At 64.7% G+C, this 17,005-nt stretch carries 14 protein-coding genes and 1 pseudogene; 6 read left to right on the top strand and 9 right to left on the bottom strand.

The genetic code is table 11. From position 1 onward, the window contains the following. Positions 1–19: 19 nt before the first annotated feature. Entirely contained in the window at positions 20–685 is a 666-nt protein-coding gene (locus tag CXG43_RS06205; RefSeq protein ID WP_101099159.1) for an NAD(P)H-binding protein, read from the top strand. Between the two features lie 8 nt (positions 686–693). On the opposite strand, the gene CXG43_RS06200 is transcribed toward CXG43_RS06205, so the two are convergent. The 3 genes from CXG43_RS06200 to CXG43_RS06190 all read right to left on the bottom strand — a co-directional run bounded on the left by CXG43_RS06200 (position 694) and on the right by CXG43_RS06190 (position 3,052). Beyond that, positions 694–1,083: a DUF6180 family protein gene (locus CXG43_RS06200; RefSeq protein ID WP_101099158.1), complete on the bottom strand. Its 390-nt coding sequence runs from the start codon at positions 1,081–1,083 to the stop codon at positions 694–696. A 38-nt stretch (positions 1,084–1,121) separates the two neighbouring features. Further along, positions 1,122–2,324 carry an OmpA family protein gene (locus CXG43_RS06195; RefSeq protein WP_101099157.1) on the bottom strand — a complete coding sequence of 401 codons (1,203 nt, stop codon included), beginning with the start codon at positions 2,322–2,324 and terminating at the stop codon, positions 1,122–1,124. Between the two features lie 155 nt (positions 2,325–2,479). Then, complete coding sequence (locus CXG43_RS06190; RefSeq protein WP_101099156.1) at positions 2,480–3,052, bottom strand: nuclear transport factor 2 family protein; 573 nt, start codon at positions 3,050–3,052, stop codon at positions 2,480–2,482. A gap of 1,266 nt (positions 3,053–4,318) precedes the next feature. Between CXG43_RS06190 and CXG43_RS06185 the strand changes: the two genes are divergently transcribed. Beyond that, on the top strand, positions 4,319–4,573 hold the full coding sequence (locus CXG43_RS06185; RefSeq protein WP_101099155.1) for a DUF3253 domain-containing protein: 255 nt from the start codon (positions 4,319–4,321) through the stop codon (positions 4,571–4,573). 90 nt (positions 4,574–4,663) lie between these two features. Further along, entirely contained in the window at positions 4,664–5,710 is a 1,047-nt protein-coding gene (locus tag CXG43_RS06180; protein WP_198551427.1) for an NYN domain-containing protein, read from the top strand. Positions 5,711–5,871: 161 nt separating this feature from the next. On the opposite strand, the gene CXG43_RS06170 is transcribed toward CXG43_RS06180, so the two are convergent. Next, positions 5,872–6,255, bottom strand: a complete 384-nt coding sequence (locus CXG43_RS06170) for a helix-turn-helix domain-containing protein (protein WP_101099154.1) — start codon at positions 6,253–6,255, stop codon at positions 5,872–5,874. Between the two features lie 87 nt (positions 6,256–6,342). Between CXG43_RS06170 and CXG43_RS06165 the strand changes: the two genes are divergently transcribed. Then, entirely contained in the window at positions 6,343–7,407 is a 1,065-nt protein-coding gene (locus CXG43_RS06165) for an SDR family oxidoreductase (RefSeq protein WP_101099153.1), read from the top strand. Between the two features lie 59 nt (positions 7,408–7,466). Here the strand turns inward: CXG43_RS06165 and CXG43_RS06160 are convergent, their stop codons facing one another. Together CXG43_RS06160 and CXG43_RS06155 are read right to left on the bottom strand one after the other, a co-directional pair. After that, entirely contained in the window at positions 7,467–9,587 is a 2,121-nt protein-coding gene (locus CXG43_RS06160; RefSeq protein ID WP_101099152.1) for a TonB-dependent siderophore receptor, read from the bottom strand. A gap of 260 nt (positions 9,588–9,847) precedes the next feature. Continuing rightward, positions 9,848–11,299, bottom strand: a complete 1,452-nt coding sequence (locus tag CXG43_RS06155; RefSeq protein WP_101099151.1) for a DUF4832 domain-containing protein — start codon at positions 11,297–11,299, stop codon at positions 9,848–9,850. Positions 11,300–11,640: 341 nt separating this feature from the next. Between CXG43_RS06155 and CXG43_RS06150 the strand changes: the two are divergent. After that, a pseudogene (locus tag CXG43_RS06150) lies at positions 11,641–12,027 on the top strand (DUF2628 domain-containing protein). Between the two features lie 149 nt (positions 12,028–12,176). Continuing rightward, positions 12,177–12,653 (top strand): hypothetical protein, encoded by a 477-nt coding sequence (locus tag CXG43_RS06145; protein ID WP_101099150.1) that lies wholly within the window; start codon positions 12,177–12,179, stop codon positions 12,651–12,653. A 159-nt stretch (positions 12,654–12,812) separates the two neighbouring features. On the opposite strand, the gene CXG43_RS06140 is transcribed toward CXG43_RS06145, so the two are convergent. From CXG43_RS06140 to trkA, 3 genes are all read right to left on the bottom strand, one after another. Continuing rightward, entirely contained in the window at positions 12,813–13,853 is a 1,041-nt protein-coding gene (locus CXG43_RS06140) for a hypothetical protein (RefSeq protein WP_101099149.1), read from the bottom strand. Between the two features lie 126 nt (positions 13,854–13,979). Continuing rightward, positions 13,980–15,419: a TrkH family potassium uptake protein gene (locus CXG43_RS06135; RefSeq protein WP_198551428.1), complete on the bottom strand. Its 1,440-nt coding sequence runs from the start codon at positions 15,417–15,419 to the stop codon at positions 13,980–13,982. Between the two features lie 80 nt (positions 15,420–15,499). Continuing rightward, the gene (trkA, locus tag CXG43_RS06130; protein WP_101099147.1) at positions 15,500–16,888 is read right to left on the bottom strand and encodes a Trk system potassium transporter TrkA; all 1,389 of its coding nucleotides are present in this window, start codon (positions 16,886–16,888) and stop codon (positions 15,500–15,502) included. Between the last annotated feature and the right edge of the window lie 117 nt (positions 16,889–17,005).

The following is a 17,005-nucleotide window of genomic DNA, read 5'->3' as shown; positions in this document are numbered from 1 at the left end:
CTGCACAGGAACCCACGCCATGCACATCCTCCTCACCGGCGCGACCGGGCTGCTCGGCCAAGGTGTCCTCAACGCCTGTCTGGCCGCGCCTGATGTCGCCCGCATCACCGTGCTGGCGCGCCGGCCGCTGGACCGCACCGACGCGAAGGTCGGTGTCGTACTGCTCGAAGACTTCAGCCAGGCCGCCAGCGTGCAGTCACAGCTGGCCGGTATCGATGCGGCCTTCTACTGCGCCGGCGCCCCGCCCATCGGCACCGCTGAAAAGGAATATCGCCGCGTCACCTTCGAGCTGACCTTGGCAGTGGCGCGGGCCTATGCCGCGGCCAATCCGCAGGGCCGCTTCTTCTACATTTCCGGCGCCAATTCCGATCCCGAAAGCCGGCTGATGCCGCTGCGCATCAAGGGTGAAACCGAGGATGCGCTGCAGCGGTTGCCGATCACCACCGTGATGCTGCGACCCGGCGGCATCCTGCCCGACGAAGGCACGCACAGCCCGCACGGGGTGATGCGCATGTTCCATGCGCTGGCCAGCCCGCTGCAGGGGCTGATCGTCAAGAACGTGCCGGGGGCGGCCACCACCAACGGTGCCATCGGTCGGGCAATGATCGCCCTCGGCCGCTCCCCCAGCCCGCCTGCCATCGTCGAAAACCGCGAGATCAACCAGCTCGGCCAGCCCGCCGCGTAACGCGGGGCTCAACCGCCGCGCGCGGCCTTGCGGACTTCCGCACCGACGCGCGCCTTGACGCGATCCACGTCCGGATTGTTCGGGCCGGAATAGTCGAACGCCTGGATCACGAACACCGTCTGGTCCCCTGCGCTGATGCAGTACGAGATCAGCGAGCGCCCATCCTCGCGCGGGGCGGACACGTGCAGCACCAGCGTCTTCTGGTCCTGGTCCACGCGCGTGCTGTAGCCCACCGCCGCGGCCCCACGCGTTACCGCCGCGCGGCACGCCTGCATGCTCAGCTTGGCAGCGGGAAAGCGGTCCACGTCGTATCCGAGGCTGAAGTCATTCGCCTTGGCCGGCGAGGCCATTCCCACTGCGGCCACCGTACCCAGCGCTGCGAATATCACTGCTTTCATTCCGTTCTCCTGTCAGTAGTGAACGTGCGTTGCCGAACTCACGACCGCACGAAAATTTCGACGCGGCGATTCAACTGCCGGCCGCCGGGGTTGTCCTTGCCATCCAGTTCGTTGGGCGCCACCGGCTGAGTTTCGCCGTAGCCCTTCGACGCCGCCTGCTGGCCCGCACCACGCTGGCGCAATGCTGCCACCACCGATGCCGCGCGGCGTTCGGACAGGCTCTGGTTGTAATCGTCCGCACCCTTGGAATCGGTATGGCCGCGCACTTCCATGCCGGTCGTTTTCACTTCGGCGAGCGCGCCGGCCAAGGTATCCAGCAGATCGGCCGCGTCGGGACGGATGTCGGACTTGTCGAAGTCGAACAGCACCCGGTCATTCAAGGTGATGACATAACCGCAGGGCGCACCGGGCGGAGCGAATTTCTTCAGCGGCGGGAACTTTCCTGCCGGTGCAAGCCGCGCCAGCGGCGGCATCTTGACCGGTCGCGCGGGCGGGCCGATCGTCCCGGTGCCATCGCCATTGTTGGTGATCAGGCCTTCTTCGCCATTCCAGGTACCCGAGCCGTCCGCATTGACGCGGACCAGGCCCATCGGGCCGTTCCAGGTGCCGCTGCCGTCGCCGTTGTTGGTGATCAGGCCGCTGTCGCCATTCCAGGTACCCGCGCCCTTGCCGTCCAGCCGGATCAGGCCCGCCACGCCGTTGTAGGTGCCCGACCCGTCCGCTTCCACGCTGATGATGGCATCGTCGCCACCGCCGCCGGGGTTGCCGTTGATCGTGCCGCTGCCATCGGCATTCACGCGCACCAGTCCGCCCTCAAAATTGGCGGTGCCGCTGCCATCAGGGTTGATCACGAAGATGCCTTCGTCGCCATTGCGGGTCAGCTTGCCCTGCGCATCCACGCTGGCGATGCCCGCATCGTTGATCAGGCTGCCATCGGTACTGCAGCGCGCCGGGGAAACGGTAATCCCCTCCACCGGATCGAGGATGGACTGCAGTGAACTTTCCAGTGCACGCTGCGCCGGGGTGACGCCGATGATCTCCGGCACCACGATCGTCGGGATGACCGGGAATTCGGGGACATCGCTGTCCTGTTCCGCGTCCGCTTCCTCATTGGAAGCCGCAGTGGCGCCGCCGGTTACAGGCTCCGGAACTGCCGCATCGGGCCCCTTGGAACACCCCCCAAGCGCAATCAACAGTACGGAAACAGCAGACAGCGGCAACACACGCGTGGATGAGCTCATGTACTGGATCGTTCCGTGATGGCAGTGAGGCCAGCATCCTATCCGGCGCCCATTTGCACGGCGTGAATGGCCCGACATCCAACACATGCATCCCGCCCTGGTAGCGCCGAGCCATGCTCGGCGAGCGCACCGCGCGGCCTGCGTCAGACATCGCGCTACCGGACCACCGCATTCTCCGCCACCACCTTGTCATACGCCGCCAGGTCCAGGAATGCCTCGGCCTCCACCACGACGCCGTCTTCCATCCCGAAAATCCACACATACTGGTTCGTGTACGGGCGCCCCCCGGTGGTAGTGGATTCGGCTTCAAACCGGCTGATCACCGTATCGCCCACCGCCCATATGGCATGCACCTTGGGCACCAACGGCCGCGCCAGCCGGCGGGTCAGCGGAGCCGCCCCGCCCTCCAGGAACGCTTCAACGCCCTTGTAAGTACCCGCCACCGAACCGGAGCCATGAACGGTCCAGACGACATCGGGGGACAGCAGCGCAAACACGGTGCCGTTTCCCGCAGACCAGTCAATGAAGGCCTTCCGGACCAACGCCTCGTTGTGTGCGGCGGTGGCATGCACGGGCTCGGGCGTTGACGCGTGGGCGGAACTCAGCGCTGCAATCGCCAAGATCAGCACCAAGGCCAGGCGATTATTCGGAGTCGATCGGTTCACATGATTCTCCTTCCCGTTTTGTAGGGCCGACAATGCGCTCACCCACCCCACGGCGGTATCCATTCGTCGCTGGACACATCGGTTAGCCGCTCTGGACAATCCCGGGACAGCCCATCAAATGACCTCCGCGCGCCCATCACGCGCGCCGACGCATCGTGCAGCGATGGATATCGCCGCCGCCATCATCGGTCTGCGTCAGGCATCTCGGCCGTCCGCTCTGGTAGCGCCGAGCCACGCTCGGCGAGCGCACCGCGCGGCCTGGATCCGGCATCGTGCTACCGGAACGGAATGCCTCCGAGCACGGCTCGGCGCTACCCAGCCCACCTCCGCGCGCCCGTCACGCGCGCCCACGCATCGTGCAGCGATGGATATCGCCGCCGCCATCATCGACCTGCGTCAGGCATCTCGGCCGTCCGCTCTGGTAGCGCCGAGCCACGCTCGGCGAGCGCACCGCGCGGCCTGGATCCGGCATCGTGCTACCGGAACGGAATGCCTCCGAGCACGGCTCGGCGCTACCCAGCCCACCTCCGCGCGCCCATCACGCGCGCCCACGCGTCGTGCAGCGATGGATATCGCGGCTGCCATCATCGGTCTGCATCAGGCATCTCGCCGGCTCGCTCTGGTAGCGCCGAGCCACGCTCGGCGAGCGCACCGCGCGGCCTGCGTCAGACATCGCGCTGCCGGAACGGAATGCCGCCGAGCATGGCTCGGCGCTACCCAACCCACCTCCGCGCGCCCACGCATCGTGCACCGATGGATATCGCGGCGACCATCATCGACCTGCGTCAGGCATCTCGGCCGTCCGCTCTGGTAGCGCCGAGCCACGCTCGGCGAGCGCACCGCGCGGCCTGCGTCAGACATCGTGCTACCGGAACGAATGCCGCCGAGCACGGCTCGGCGCTACCCAGCCAACCTCCGCGCGCCCACGCATCGTGCAGCGATGGATATCGCGGCGACCATCATCGACCTGCGTCAGGCATCTCGCCGGCTCGCTCTGGTAGCGCCGAGCCACGCTCGGCGAGCGCACCGCGCGGCCTGCGTCAGACATCGTGCTACCGGAACGGAATGCCGCCGAGCACGGCTCGGCGCTACCCAGCCCACCTCCGCGCGCCGACGCGTCGTGCAGCGATGGATATCGCCGCCGCCATCATCGACCTGCGTCAGGCATCTCGCCGGCTCGCTCTGGTAGCGCCGAGCCACGCTCGGCGAGCGCACCGCGCGGCCTGCGTCAGACATCGTGCTGCCGGAACGGAATGCCGCCGAGCATGGCTCGGCGCTACCCAGCCCACCTCCGCGCGCCCATCACACGCGTCGACGCATCGTGCAGCGATGGATATCGCCGCCGCCATCATCGACCTGCTGGGCCAGCGCGCGGCGTCGGCTTCCATCTGTCCGTCCGAGGTTGCCCGGGCATTACGCCCAGAGCCAGGTGACTGGCGCCCACTCATGCAGCCGGTGCGCGAAGCCGCCGCTACCTTGGCGCGGGAAGATCGGATCATCATCAGCCGCAAGGACGAGCACCTGGATCCGGAGGCCCTGGGGTCGGGCCCCATCCGGCTGCGGCGCGGGCCTGGATTCCCGTAGCGCCCCGCCTGCCCTTACCCCGGGGCCCCTGCTTGCCGAGGCTCCCGGTTTGCCTCCAAGATGGGGCATCACACCTCAGGTAGCGCATGGATGAGCGGCTCCTCGACGACCAGCACGGCACGCGTGGCGATCCTCGTCGACTGCGATAACGTCTCACCCGAGATTGCTGAGTTTGCCTTGCAGAAGACCGCCGGACTCGGGCGGCTGGTCATCCGGCGCGGCTACGGCATGCACCCCACGTTGGGCGGGAAATGGCAGGAAATGCTGGTTCGCGAGGCATTCACCCCCTGCCTGCAGTACGCCTATGCACCACGCAAGAACACCACGGACATCGCCTTGGCGTTGGACGCCATGGAGATCCTGCTGGATGGTCGTGCAGATGCATTCTGCCTGGTAACCAGTGATTCCGACTTCGCCTACCTGTGCCGGAAACTGCGCGAACGGGGGGCAGCCGTCTATATCGTCGGCGACACCAAATCACCTCCGGCCCTCCGCAAAGCCTGCGACCAGTTCTTCGAGGGGAAGAGGAGCAGCGCGGAGGTTGCCCCAGCGCCAGTGGTGAAGCAACCCGCACCGCCTGCAGTGAAGGCGATGCCAGCCAAACCGCCCCTACCCGCCAAGCCTTCGCCAGCCGTCACGACCAAGGCGCCTGCAGCGAAGAAAGCGGCGTCACCCGTCGCCAAGCAGTCGCCTCCCTTCGTGCTTGATGCAGTCAGGCACCTGGCTGCGCAAGCGCCCGGCGGCAAAGTTGGCGGCAACGAGTTGATGCAACATCTGACCAAGGCGCACCCCGGCTTTTCACCAAAGAAGTACGGCCACTCAGGGCTGATGAAAATGCTGAAGAGCTATCCTCAGCTGGCCCACATTCCGGCCGGCTCGGGGAAATGGGCTGTGACGCTGGTGCAGCAGAAAGAGGCCGCAAAAGCGACCATCCAGATCGCAAAGCCGCCCATCAAACCCGCCCCCGCCTCACAACCTGGTACACCGCCACGTTCCGCTCAGCCAGCGCCCGCACCACTTCTGGAACCAGCTGCATCGGCAGATCCAGCTCATAACCATGGTCCACCCGCTGCAGTGACCCAGGATCGAAGTGGAACGCGGGATGGTCCCGGCTGCGCTCCAACAGGAATGCACTGATCGCCTCCCGTGCCACCCGTTGCCACTCCCCCACCTCGAAATAAACGCGGTACAGCGCATCGCTGTAATCGGCCGGGGTATCGCGTTTCGTATCGAGCGGGTCAGCGGTCACGACACTCTCCTGAGTGGTGGATGCGGAATCGGAACGGTCCTGCCTGGGGCTACCCGCGCCGCCGCGACGTCGGCCTTGCTTTCAGCGCATCCAGTGCCTCGGCATTGCGCCGCGCCCAGTCGTAGATCAGCTCGATTGGCTCCACCAGTTGCCGGCCCAGCGCGGTCAGGCTGTACTCCACGGAGGGCGGCACGGTGGGATGTTCGGTCCGCAGCACGATGCCCGCCAGCTCCATCTCGCGCAGGGTCTGGATCAGCATCTTCTTCGAGATCGCAGGCAGGCTGCGGTGCAGCGCATTGCTGCGCGCCACCCCGTCATGGCGCACGGCCAAGGTGTGCAGCACCATCGACGTCCACTTGGTGCTGAACAGCTCCAGCACCCGCCGCGGCGCACAGTCTTCGCGCCATTCCTGTTCCGGAGTGCCTGCTTTCATCGCGTGGTTACCATTTGGTGCCTTCTTTCGGGCCTGACCCCATTATCCTAAGGTGTCTGCCTGTTATTTGATGCAAAAGGCAACCTCATGACCCAGAAAGCGTTGGTAGTCGGTGCAACCGGCATCACCGGCAGTGCGCTGATACAGCAGCTGCTCCAGGAAGGCTGGGAGGTTCACGGCCTGGCGCGCAACCCGGCTGCGCTGCCGGCGGGCGTCCACGGTGTCTCGGCCGATCTGCGCGATGCACAGGGCACCCGGGCCGCACTGGCAGGCCTGCGCCCCACCCATGTATTCATCACCACGTGGTCGCGGCAGGCCAACGAGGCCGAGAACATCCGCGTGAATGCGGCCATGGTGCGCCACCTGCTGGATGCCCTGCAGCCGGCCGGTTCGGTGCAGCACGTCGCGCTGGTGACCGGGCTGAAGCATTACCTCGGACCATTCGAAGCCTACGCGCAGGGCGCGCTGCCACAGACCCCGTTCCGCGAAGAACAGCCCCGCCTGCCGATCGAGAACTTCTACTACGCACAGGAAGACGAGGTCTTTGCCGCGGCCGCGCGTGATGGCTTCAGCTGGAGCGTGCATCGTCCGCATACTGTGATCGGTGCGGCGGTGGGCAACGCCATGAACATGGGCACTACGCTGGCGGTGTACGCCTCGCTGTGCAAGCGCAGCGGCCGTCCGTTCTATTTCCCCGGCTCGCTGGCGCAGTGGAACGGATTGACCGACATGACCGACGCGCGCCAGTTGGCACGCCAGCTGGTGTGGGCCACCCAGACCCCGGCTGCCGCCAACCAGGCGTTCAATATCGTCAACGGCGATGTGTTCCGCTGGAGCTGGATGTGGGGCCGCATCGCGGACTGGTTCGGCATCGAAGCGGCGCCGTTCACCGGTGAGCTGCGCCCGCTGGAACGGCAGATGGCGGACGACGCGGCACCGTGGGTGCAGCTGGCCATCGAACAGGGCCTGACCGAGCCCGACATCCACCGGCTGGTGTCGCCGTGGCACACCGACGCCGACCTGGGCCGTCCGGTCGAAGTGATGACCGATATGTCCAAGAGCCGCCGGCTGGGCTTCCTGGACTACCAGCCCAGCGATGACGCCTTCTTCGACCTGTTCGCCACGCTGCGTGCGCAGCGGCTGATTCCGTAAGTGCCAGCCAGCGCAGCCAAACGCCCCGGAATCATCCCCGGGGCGCCTGTGCACAGCCATCAGAACCTGTAGTTCACCGTCAACCGCACGTTGCGCGGCTCGCCCCAGGTGTAGGTGCTGTACCAGTTGAAGATGGTGTAGTAGTGCTTGTCCAGCAGGTTGTTCACGTTGAGCGTGGCCGACAGCCTGTCGTTGAACTCATAGCGCGCCATCGCATCCAGCAGCCAGTACGGATCGGTGCGATGCACCAGGCTGCCGCCGTCCAGCGGGTTGGTGATGGTGCCGAAGGTGCTGCCCTGCCAGCGCGCGCCGCCGCCGATGCTCACCCCACGCAGCGCGCCGTCCTGCACGCGGTAGGTGGTGTGCAGGCTGAACTGGTCTTCCGGCTCCAGCGTTGACACCTTGGTGGACTGCTGCCGCGCGATCTTGTGCGCGTAGCCGCCCTGCACCTGCCAGCCCGATGCAACCTGGCCGGACACATCGAACTCGTAGCCCTTGGTGCGCACGCCCGCCAGCCCGCGGTAGGCGATGCCACCGCTCGGCGTCAGACCGCCACTGGGCTCGGCATAGTTGTCCTGCTCCAGCTGGAACACCGCCGCGCTCGCGTTGAAGCGTCCTTCCATGAACTCGGCCTTGACGCCGGCTTCGTAGCTGCGGCCTTCCAGCGGATCCAGCACCCTGCCCTGCTCGTCCTGGCTGCTCTGCGGCTTGAAGATGGAACTGTAGCTGGCGAACACCGAGTAGTTCTGGTTGAGGTCGTATACCAGCCCGGCGTACGGCACGATCACGCCGCTCTCGTCGATATCCATGGCCTTGTAGTTGGCCACGCGGCTGCCCAGGATCAGCTTCAGCGGATCGGCCAGGTCGAAGCGGCCCACCACGTAGGCACCGCTTTCGCGGGTCACTTCATGGTTGCCGTAGCCCCACTGCCAGTCCGGTTCGGGCACATCGCCGGTCCAGCCGCGATAATCGGCCACGCTGGTGACATAGCCTTCCTGCGGCGAGTATCCATCGTTGATCCAGCGCTTGCGCGACACGCTGCCGCCGACCACCAGTTCATGCTGGCGACCGAACCATTCGAACTTCCCGCTGACATACAGATCAGCGGCGTTGCTGGTGGTTTCGCCCACGTACTTGCCAACCCACATGCTCACGCCTTCGCCAGTGACCGGGTCCGGGTTGCCGCCGGCCGCCGCGCCCAATGGGGCGTCATAACCGTTGATCTGGTGATTGAGCTGCAGCTTGGCCACCCAGTCATTGCCGAAGGTGTGTTCCAGCGTGGCGAACGCGGTGCGGCTGTACTGCGCCCAGCTGCTCCAACGCGCACCGTTGTTGAACGAACGCGGCATCCTGTTGAAGTTGCCGGTGCTGTCCAGCAACGGAATGCCGCCCCAGCTGGAACCCTGCGGATCGCTGTCCTGGTAATCGGCGCCGACGGTCAGCAGCGTGCTGTCGTCGATGTCTGCTTCGAGAATGCCGTAGAACACCTTGTTGGTGCGCTGGTAATGGTCGACGTTGGAGTGCTTGTCCTGCTGCGCCGCCACCGCGCGCCCACGCACGCGACCACTTTCGGTCAGCGGGCCGCTGACATCCACTTCGGCGCGGTAGCTGTCCCACGAGCCGACGCCCAAGCCCATGCTACCGGCGAATTCGTGCGTCGGCTTCTTGCGGATCAGGTTGATGGTGGCACCGGGATCACCCATGCCGGTCAGCAGGCCGGTGGCGCCCTTGAGCACTTCCACGCGATCATAGATGGCCATGTCGCTGAGCGTATTGCCGGCCGAATAAGCCGAATCGCGCGCCATCGGAATGCCGTCGTACTGGAAGTTCTGCACGGCGAAACCACGTGCGTAGTACTCGGTGCGCTCGCTGTCGTAGGTGACGATGCTGATGCCCGGAGTGACCTTCATGACATCGTCGATGCCGTTGAGGCCGAAGTCGTTCATCTCCTGCCGGGTGATCACGCTGATCGACTGCGGGGTCTGACGCGGGCTCAGCACCAGCCGGGTGGCGGTGGCGATGGTACCCGGCGTGTAGGAGCCGCTGTTCTCGGTCACGGTGCCCAGCTGGTTGGCGGTCACCTGCACGGTCTGCAGGGTCCGTGCGGCCTCGTCGTCGGTCTGTGCGGCGGCGCTCTGCTGCGCCTGCGCGCTGGCGGTGAGCAGGCCCACGGTGAGCATCGCAGATACCGCCTGGGTCAGCGGCGAACGGGCAAGGGTGCGATGCAGACGAGCGCTGCGGGTCGGGGCAACAGGGGACGGAACGACGGACACGGCAGTGCCTCCAGGCAGGAAGTGATCCTCTGGCGGCGGCTTGAGGTAACAGAATGGGCGGCATGATGACGCAAATGTGACGACGGGGAAAGCCTGCGCCTGCCCCGCCGCCTGCGCGGCGATGCGGCCCCACGCCGCATCGCCATGCTCCAGTGAACCGCACTCCCTCAGTTCACCTGCACCTGTCCCAGCGGCAGTCGACGCTGCGCATCCTGCCCATCGTTCTGCGGGGCGATGTTGCGGCGGCCCGGGGTGTCATCGGCCAGCGCAAGACGCAGCGCATAGCTGCCCGGCGCCAGGCTGCTGGGCACGGTGAAGGTGGTGCTGCGGCTCTGCACCGTGCCGGGCATGATCTCGCTCAGGGTCACCGCGGGTATCGAGGTACGCGCCTTGGTGCTGCCATCAGCCGCCACCCAGTGGAGTTCCACGTGGTAGGCATTGTACAGCGGGGCCGAGCCGTGGTTCTTGATACCCAGCTGCAGCGCCGCCTGCTGGCCACGCACCTGCGTGTTGGGCCAGGTCACCGTGCTGATGCCCAGCCGGTAGCCCAGATCGCTCTTCAGCGTCTTCAACTTGGCCGCATTGCCACTGGTTTCGTGCGCCCCGGCCGGGCCGAGGAAGCTGAAGTGGTAATCGCGCAGCAGCTTGCGCACATCGGCGGTGCGGTTGGTCCAGGTACTCTTCTGGTTGCTGTTCGGGCTCTCGCCGCTGACCGGGTTGACCATCCAGTTCTGCCGCGCCGCCGGTACCTCGTTGGCCAGCCCGTATTCGAGGTTCCACCAGCCATCGTCGCTGCAGCTGGGCATCTGCGGGTTGAACGCATTGCACTTGCCGGTGAACGAGGGGAAGTAATCCTCGTGGAAGCCAAACAGCGCCGACCCCACGTCTGATGCCCGCGCATAGCGGGTCTGCAGCGGCGTCTTCAGGAAGGCAGCGGTGTAGGCATCGCGGATCAGCGAACGGGTCTGCGCGTTGGGCTGCAGGTCTTCGCAGCCACTGGTATGCCACTCTCCCCAGAAGCCAAGCAGGCCCACCTGGATGGCGGTGATGCGCGGATCGCCATCGAAGCGCGCGGCCAGCGCCTGCACGAACTGCTGCATCTGCTGGCGCGCCGCCGTGTTGTTGTAATCCAGGCTGCGGATCGGACCGTCCGAATCGCACTTGGCGCGCACCGCATACGGAATGTTGAGTGGCGCCTGTTCGAGGAACTTCGGATAGTCGCGTTCGTTCTCGCCGCCGGTGTAATGCGCGTCGATCTGGCTGGCGGCACTTTCCGGATAATCAGCGACGGGGCGCAGCACGAAGGTCGCCAGCGGATCGTCATTGAGGATCGGCTGCAGGTACAGCGTCTCCACCGCATTCCAGTCGAATACCTGGTCGGCGGTTTCAATGATCCGCCATGGAAGGTACACGTGATAGATGTGCGCCCCGTGGAAATTATCCACCCCGCCATCCACTGCATAGGAACTGCCCCACAGCATGAAACCGCGATGCGGATTGTCGAACTCCTGGGTGGATACCGCCGGGGTCAGGGTGCCGGCGTGGGCACAGGCGGTGGACAGGGCGCTGGCGAGGACTGCGACAGCCAGCATTCCGGAAAACGGACGTGACGACGACATGGACGTACCTCTTCGGTTGCACGGGGAAGACGGCGACAGGAGGCGTTGGACCAGCCCCAGGGTGTCGCCGACGACCTTATGGCATGTTTCGTTATGTATCAATGTCGAAACATAGCGAAATTTATCGATTGGATCACAGTTTCGATCTGTGCAGCGACACCAAGTAGCGCCGAGCCATGCTCGGCGGCTTTCCGTTCGGACTCGTCGCTTCCTGAAACATTTCGCGCTCCGCGCTCGCCGAGCGTGGCTCGGCGCTACCTACTACGATTTGCGGATTTTCCTTGGTGAATACGTCTTGATCTCGTTATCATGTAAACGATTACATGGAGCTTTGATCGACAATGGAAACACCGAACACCGTCCCGCACAGTCCGAAATGGCAGTTCCGCTTTGACTTCTTCGCCCAGCATGGCGCACCGAAGACCAAGGGGTACTGACAGGCTCTGAAAGACCTGCCCTTCGCCGGAAAATTCAAGGTGAACATCAACCTGTTCGCCCTGTTCTTCAGCTGGATCTACCTTTTCATCCTGGGCATGTGGCGCAAGGGTCTGGTTGTATTCGGCCTGTACGTGGCACTGGTCACCGTCTCCTTCTTCGTACCGGACCTGCTGGTACGTGCACTCGGAGCGGCGCTCGGCCTCTCGGTGGCCATGAGCACCAACTACAGCTATTACGCCGAACGCGTGAAGGGCAAGGTCAGCTGGAACCCGTTCGAAGGCCTCTTCTAAGCAGGAAAACGGTAGCGCCGAGCGCACCGCCCTTGGCTGACTGGCGGCTATCTGCCGATGGCTGATATCGCGCCGCATGCATTGCAACACCTGCACGCCAGCTCCATTTCGGGGATGCGCCCGCGGTTGGGCGCTCTCAGGAGAAATGCATGCCGCACCACGAAAAGGTCGCCCTCACCGGCGTCATCCAACACGTCTTTGCCCACCGTTTCACCTTCATCGCCGACGATGCCGCCTACCTGGCCGATCTCGGCCCGAAGGGCGCCGAAGTCTTTCCGCTCGCCCAAGGCCTGGCCATCCGCCTGGAAGGCGAACAGCGGCCTTCGGAGATCAAGGTCAGCCGCATCGCCAGGAAGGACGGAAGGTTTGTCGAGGTGGAACACAAGAAGCCGCACCACAGCCCCAAGCACCACCATCCGGACGTTCCCGCCGATCCACGCGCAGCGCTGGCTGCGGTGAAGAAAGCCGGGTGGACGGTTCACGGCACGCCAGAGCGCAAGCCCAAACACTTCGAAGTGCTGGCCCATCGCGATGGCGGAGATTGGACAGAACTGCACGTCGATTTCGCCGGTGCCATCTATAAAGAAAAGCAGGCCGACGCAGCCAAGTGGGACCTGCAGGACTGATACAGAAAAACGCCAGGCCGCATTGCTGCGGCCTGGCGTTTTTACTTACCGGTGCGATGCTTAGAAGAAGATCGCGTACAGGATGAGGATCGGAATCGGAACGCCCAGGAACCAGAGCAGCAGGGTTTTCATGTCGGTTCTCCTTGGTGGATACGAAAGTTACAGGTCGCGGCGGCGGCCGCCCCAGGTGGCACTCAGGCTGGCGAAGAACGCGCCGATGAGCAGCGTGATGAACAGCCACAGCGCGGCATGGGCCGTGGCCTTGCGGGCGTCATCCGCAGCCGTCTTGGCGGTGTTCTTGGCATCTTCCAGCGCGGCGCGCATGCGGGTCTGCACGTCGGTCACGCGCGCTTCTGCCTCGGCTTGGGTCATGCCGGTTTCGCGGGCGATCAGCTGCGCGAGGTACTGCTTGTCGGCCGGATCCAGGCCTTCGCTCTGCAGGCTGGAGACCACGATACGGTTAACCTCGGCCCGCACCTCACGGCGATCGCCACCGCGCTCGTTGCCGGGCATCGGACGCGGCGGCGGCATCGCGGCGTCACGCGGGCCGGCAGCCGGATCCATCGGTGCGCCCATCGGCGGAGCCGGCGGTGCCGGCGGCGGGTTGGTGGAGGCGTTACGGAACAGGGAATCGACCCAATAGTCCATGTCGCCTTCCTTCGCGCCCATCGCAGCCGCCCCAGCGCCTGCACCTGCCGCAGCAGCGGTGGTCGCAGCGGCGCCGGCGGTGGCACCGGCTACTTTCGCGCCTGCACCCAGTACGCCGCCGATGGCGGAGGTGAGCAGGCCAGCGGTCAGCAGCGTGGCAACCGCCCACGACACGAAACCGTGCGCGGTATCGCGGAAGTAGGTCTCGTCACCGTGCAGGTTGGTCCACTTGGTACGCAGACGGCCGGCGAGGTAGCCCCCCAGGCCGGAAGCCGCCAGGGCGGTGAAGGTCAGCCAGGCGATGCTGCTCCAGCCGAAGGTTTCCTTGGATACGCCGTCGAAAGACCACGGCGACACCGAAGACAGGCCCAGGCCGACGCCCAGGATCAGCAGCACCAGCGACAGCGCAGCAGCGGCGACAGCGCCGGCGATGATCGCGCCCCAGGACACCGCGCTTTCCGGCGTGGGAGTGATCACGGGTGTGGAAGTGACCACGGTATCGAACTCGGTGCCGAGCGGCCGGCGGTCCGGGAATCCACTGGGTGTACTCATTGGTGATGCTCCATCTGAATGGCTGCGGGCGCAGCAAGCGTCGTGAGGCTGCGCGCTTTGCTGTGAACACGGGGAAATGGGGAAATCACGCGCATTTGATCCGCATCACCGCCGTGCGGGCAGCCGTCATCCCCGCCAGAAGCGAGGCAGGAAGATGATGAGCACCGTGAAGAGTTCGAGTCTGCCCAGGAGCATCGCAAAGGACAGCACCCATTTGGCCGCGCTTGGCAGTGAGGTGAACGTGCCCGCTGGGCCGATTGTTTCGCCCAGTCCCGGACCCACATTCGACAGCGCCGTGGCCGCTCCGCTTGCGCTGGTCAAGAAGTCCAGGCCAAGCCCCAGCAGCACAACCGTCAAAACGGCATAGCAGACCAGAAACACCGTCAGGAATGCGACCACCGACCCGATCACCTCATCGGAGAGAGGTTTGCCGTCGTAAGACCTTGGAAACACCCCGTTGGGATAAAGCAGGCGCAGGAAATGAACACGCAGCATCACCGCCATGACCTCAAAGCGGAATATCTTGATGCCACCGCTGGTCGAGCCCGTACACCCGCCCACGAAGGTGAGCAGAAAGAACACCCCGACGATCGCCGCACCCCACTGGCCATAATCGGTCACCGCGTAGCCCGTCGTGGTGACCACGGACACCACACTGAATGCGGCGTAGCGGAAGGCCTGTTCGACGCCGTACTGCCCCGATACCACCAACCACGTGCCGATGCCGCCTATCGAAACAGCGAGCAGCCTCAGCAGTGACGTGACCTGGCGATCAACGAAGGCGCTTCGGTCACCCGCCAGGAAGCGTACGTACAGGACAAAGGGCACCGTGCCCGACAGCATGAAGAACGTCGCAAGCCACTGGATTCCGTTGTCCTGCCAGCGTCCGAACGACTGATCCGACGTTGAATAGCCGCCCGTGGCAATCGACGTAAGCGCATGGACAATGGCATCAAATGGATCCATCCCTGCCAGCCAGTAAGCCACTGCGGCGACGACCGTCAAACCAATGTAGGCGTAGCCGATCGTAGAGGCGATCTGCCGCACGCGAGGCATCGCCTTCTGCGAGCGATCTGACGACTCGGTTCGAAACAGCTGCATCCCGCCGACACCCAACGCCGGCAGGATGGCAATGGCGGTGGCAATGATGCCGATACCGCCCATCCATTGAAGAAGCCCGCGCCACAGCAGTAGACCAGGCGGGGCTGCATCGAGCCCTGTCATGACCGTGGCGCCGGTGGTTGTAATGCCCGAAACCGCCTCAAAAAAAGCGTTGGCGAAGTGGCCGCGTAGTTGCGGGTGTTCCGAGAACAGGAAGGGCAACGCGCTGACCGCCGAAACCGCTGCCCAGCTCAGCGGTGTCAGGGCGAAAGCCTGCCTCAAGGTCAGTCCTGACTTTCCCCACTTGCCCCCTGATCGCCAATAACCCCACGCCAGGGCGCTACCGCACATCGCAGAAACCCCCGATGCCATGCCGAACGCCAGCCAGTCCCGGTTGTCGTAGTAAAGGTCAGCGAACATCGGCAGCAGCATGAACGCAGCCGTTGCCAGCAGCACCTGCCCCACGATCGCTCCCACCAGGCGAAAGCTGTTGCTCGATGCCGAAACCCCGCCAGGAGCCCACCTCATACCGTGACCGTTGTGCTTCAAAGCGAGCGTCCGCCAGCGCCACCCAAAAGCTGCTCAGCCGCATCTATCTCGCTGTAGGCAACCACCAGTACCACCCGATCGCCCGGAACAATCCGTGTCTCGGCGCTCAGGTCCAGCGGGCGATCATCGCGGATGACGGCCCCGACCTTGATTCCCTCCGGAAGCGCGAGCGCACCAAGCGGCTGCGTCAACAGCGCAGAGCGCCCGGCGCTGATGGTGGCCTCGATCACCTCACCGAAGTCCTCGCGCAAGGTCTGCAATCCGACGATCTTGCCGCGGCGAACGTGGCGCAGCACTGTCGACACCGTCACCGCACTCGGACTCACCACGGCGTTGATGCCCATTCCAGGCAGAAGACTGGCGTAGGTGCTCTTGTTGACCAGTGTCACCGCTTGGCGACAGCCGAGCTTGCGGGCCAGGAGCGAGCAGAAAATATTCGACTCGTCATCGTTGGTTACCGCCACCATCGATTCCTTTCGATCTACCTGGGCTTCTTCGAGCACTCCACGATCCAATGCATCGCCATGCAGCACGACGACATCGCTGCCGAGCGCCTCGGCTGCATGGCGAGCCCTGTCACGATCACGTTCGATGAGCGTGATGCGCGTCTTCGGCAGCAGGGCACGGATGTTGCGCACAAGATGCATGCCTACATTGCCAGCCCCGGCGATCACCAGCGCGGCGATGGGGCGCTCGCGGTGCCCGAACAGCGCCATCGTGGCCTTGCGCCGCTCAGAACGAGCCAGCAGATAAAGCTCGTCGCCCAGCTCTACCCGATCCAGTGGCGTGGGAATGAAGGTGATTCCCTTACGGGTGACGGCAAGGAGCGTTATGTGCTCGAACCTTCCATTGGACTCAAGATCGCAGATCCGCTCACCCATGGCGGGGCAATCCGGATCAGCCACGCCAACGCCGATCACCTCCAACTGTCCACGAGCCAATGGCAGAATCGTGAATGCGCCAGGCGTTCGAAGACGTCGCGTGATGCCCTCGGCAACCTCGGCTTCCGGGGAAATGATGACATCGATCGGCAGATGTTCGGCAGCAAACAAGCCGTTGGTATCGCGTGCGGTGTAGCCGACATGCCGCAGCCTGGCAATCCGGCGCTTTACCTTGAACAGGGAATACGCCACCTGGCAGGCAACCATGTTGACCTCATCCGAACGGGTGACGGCGATCAGCATGTCAGCGTCCAACGCGCCGGCCTCGCGCAAGGTATCGGGGTACGATGCATGCCCTACCACGCCGCGGATGTCGTGGCTTTCGTCGGCCCGCCGGATCAACTCGGCATCGGTGTCTATGATGGTGATCGCCACGCCTTCCGACGCCAGCTGCCGCGCGATGGTCATGCCCACCTGCCCAGCGCCACACACGATGATTTTCATGGATTGGGGGGAGACAGGACGTGCGTCGATGTCAAGAACCCAAGCTCCGAACAGGCCCAAGAAGCATGATCTTAAAGTTCTCGAGCAGGGAGTTCCAGCAGCCTCCGCTGCAACCTG

This window comes from Stenotrophomonas sp. Bg11-02, assembly GCF_002836635.1.
Lineage (GTDB): Bacteria > Pseudomonadota > Gammaproteobacteria > Xanthomonadales > Xanthomonadaceae > Stenotrophomonas > Stenotrophomonas lacuserhaii.
Note: the sequence above shows the minus strand (reverse complement) of the source record. Positions and strands in the feature narration are given on the sequence as shown.

What these genes read in the sequence shown, in the direction of transcription:
- CXG43_RS06190 (WP_101099156.1), bottom strand. Translation starts at nt 3,052, where the DNA reads ATGGATACCGCCGTGGGGTGGGTGAGCGCATTGTCGGCCCTACAAAAC.
- CXG43_RS06165 (WP_101099153.1), top strand. Translation starts at nt 6,343, where the DNA reads ATGACCCAGAAAGCGTTGGTAGTCGGTGCAACCGGCATCACCGGCAGT.
- CXG43_RS06145 (WP_101099150.1), top strand. Translation starts at nt 12,177, where the DNA reads ATGCCGCACCACGAAAAGGTCGCCCTCACCGGCGTCATCCAACACGTC.
- CXG43_RS06195 (WP_101099157.1), bottom strand. Translation starts at nt 2,324, where the DNA reads ATGAGCTCATCCACGCGTGTGTTGCCGCTGTCTGCTGTTTCCGTACTG.
- CXG43_RS06180 (WP_198551427.1), top strand. Translation starts at nt 4,664, where the DNA reads ATGAGCGGCTCCTCGACGACCAGCACGGCACGCGTGGCGATCCTCGTC.
- CXG43_RS06205 (WP_101099159.1), top strand. Translation starts at nt 20, where the DNA reads ATGCACATCCTCCTCACCGGCGCGACCGGGCTGCTCGGCCAAGGTGTC.
- CXG43_RS06185 (WP_101099155.1), top strand. Translation starts at nt 4,319, where the DNA reads ATGGATATCGCCGCCGCCATCATCGACCTGCTGGGCCAGCGCGCGGCG.
- CXG43_RS06155 (WP_101099151.1), bottom strand. Translation starts at nt 11,299, where the DNA reads ATGTCGTCGTCACGTCCGTTTTCCGGAATGCTGGCTGTCGCAGTCCTC.
- CXG43_RS06200 (WP_101099158.1), bottom strand. Translation starts at nt 1,083, where the DNA reads ATGAAAGCAGTGATATTCGCAGCGCTGGGTACGGTGGCCGCAGTGGGA.
- trkA (WP_101099147.1), bottom strand. Translation starts at nt 16,888, where the DNA reads ATGAAAATCATCGTGTGTGGCGCTGGGCAGGTGGGCATGACCATCGCG.
- CXG43_RS06170 (WP_101099154.1), bottom strand. Translation starts at nt 6,255, where the DNA reads ATGAAAGCAGGCACTCCGGAACAGGAATGGCGCGAAGACTGTGCGCCG.
- CXG43_RS06140 (WP_101099149.1), bottom strand. Translation starts at nt 13,853, where the DNA reads ATGAGTACACCCAGTGGATTCCCGGACCGCCGGCCGCTCGGCACCGAG.
- CXG43_RS06160 (WP_101099152.1), bottom strand. Translation starts at nt 9,587, where the DNA reads ATGCTCACCGTGGGCCTGCTCACCGCCAGCGCGCAGGCGCAGCAGAGC.